1 protein-coding gene is annotated in these 1,689 nt (G+C 75.5%); it reads right to left on the bottom strand.

Annotated elements, in window-relative coordinates; translation table 11 throughout:
* Positions 1-310 precede the first annotated feature (310 nt).
* Positions 311-1,689, bottom strand: a 1,379-nt coding sequence (locus AB0I76_RS29410) for an ABC transporter permease (RefSeq protein WP_357042257.1), incomplete at its 5' end; no start/stop codon positions are given.

Genomic DNA, 1,689 nt, shown 5'->3' with positions numbered 1-1,689 from the left:
GTCGACCCCGAGCAGCCGTACCGGCCGGTGGGTTCGACCGGTCGACCGTCGGCCTCGCCGTCCGCGACGTCGACCGTGCCGCCGGCCAGCCCGACCGGCCGGCAGCCGACCAGCGCGCCCACCACGGCGCCCCCGCCGCTCACAGAGCCGCCGCCCACGACGCCGCCCGCAACGGATCCCCCCACGACGGATCCGAATCCGGTACCGACGACGGCACCCCCCACGACCGAACCCGAGATCCCGCCCGGCGAGCAGTGACCCCGCCATCGTCTCCCCGCCCCTGGGTGGGGAGACGGGGACGGCGCACCGGTCACTGGTCGCCGAGGGCCTCCACCACCGAGCGGGACAGCGCCCGTCGGGCGGGCAGCACCGAGGCGGCCAGTGCGGCGACCACCGCGACACCGACGACCAGGCCGAGCCGCCCGAGCGGCAGCACCACCGTGAAGTGCCCGCTGATCCGACCCAGCAACGCCATCGCCGCGGCGCTGACTCCGGTGCCGAGGGCCACCCCGAGCACGACGCCCACCCCTGCGGTCAGCACCGCCTCGACGGCGAGCATCGCCCGCATCCGGCCGCGGGTCAGCCCGACGGCCCGCAGGACCGCGTTCTCGCGGGTCCGCTCGACCACCGACAGGGTCAGCGTGTTGGCCACCCCGACCAGCGCAATGACGACCGCCAGACCGAGCAGCGCGGTGACGAAACCGAGCAGCATGTCCACCGTGCCGGTGAGCATCTTCTTGTAGGCGCCCTGGTCGAGCAGGTTGACCGTCGGGTAGCGCGCCACGACCGACTCGATCGCCGCCCGGGCCCGCTCGGCGGTGACTCCGCTCGCCGGTTCGATCTCGGCGAGGTACCCCCGCTCGTCGGGGTAGAGGGCGGTGAAGTCGTCGTCGGCCAGGTGGACGACGTGACCGGCCGGGCTGCCGGCGAGGACCGGGCCGTCGTCGGTGACCACGGCGGCCACCCGGAAGGACCGGCCGCGCAGGGTGAGAGGGGAGTCGACGGTCCAGCCGCGCACCCGGGCCAGGTCCGCGCCGACGAGCACCCGTCCAGGACCGAACCGGTCCGGGTCGCCGGCGACCACGCCGGTCAGCGTACGACCGACCAGCGCCGGGTGGGACGCCCGCACCTCGACGCCGGACCACACCGCGCTGCGCCACTCGTGCACCACCGCCAACTCGTCCCGCGTCCGCAGCTCCGCCGCCAGCGGCGCGGGGAGGTCTCCACCCACGCCGGTGACCAGCCAGTCCACCCCGATCTCGGCGTCGACACTGCGCTCGATGCCGATCTTGGTGCTGTGCCCGCCGACCACGAAGGCGGAGACCAGCCCGATGCCGATCACCAGCGCGGTGGCCGTCGCCGCCACCCGCCGGGGACTACGGACCGCGTTCGCCACGGCCAGGCCACCGGTCACGCCGAGCAGCCGCCGGGCGGGCGCGCCGAGGACCCGGACCAGGACCGGCACCAGCAGCGGCCCGAGCAGCACGACGCCGAGGAAGGCCAGCACCCCGCCGACGGCGACCAGGGGGATCAGCACGGCGTACGGGGCGACGGTCAGAGCGGCGACGCCCCCGGCGAGGACCAGGACGCCGGCGGCCGGCACAGCCGGGTCGGTGCCGTCCCCGGAGAGGTCCAGTCGGTCGGTCGAAACAGCGAGGTCGGGGAACCGGTCAGCGAGGTCTGCGCGGG

It is taken from the genome of Micromonospora sp. NPDC049799 (assembly GCF_040656655.1).
Lineage (GTDB): Bacteria > Actinomycetota > Actinomycetes > Mycobacteriales > Micromonosporaceae > Micromonospora.
This window is presented reverse-complemented; position numbering and strand designations above follow the sequence as displayed.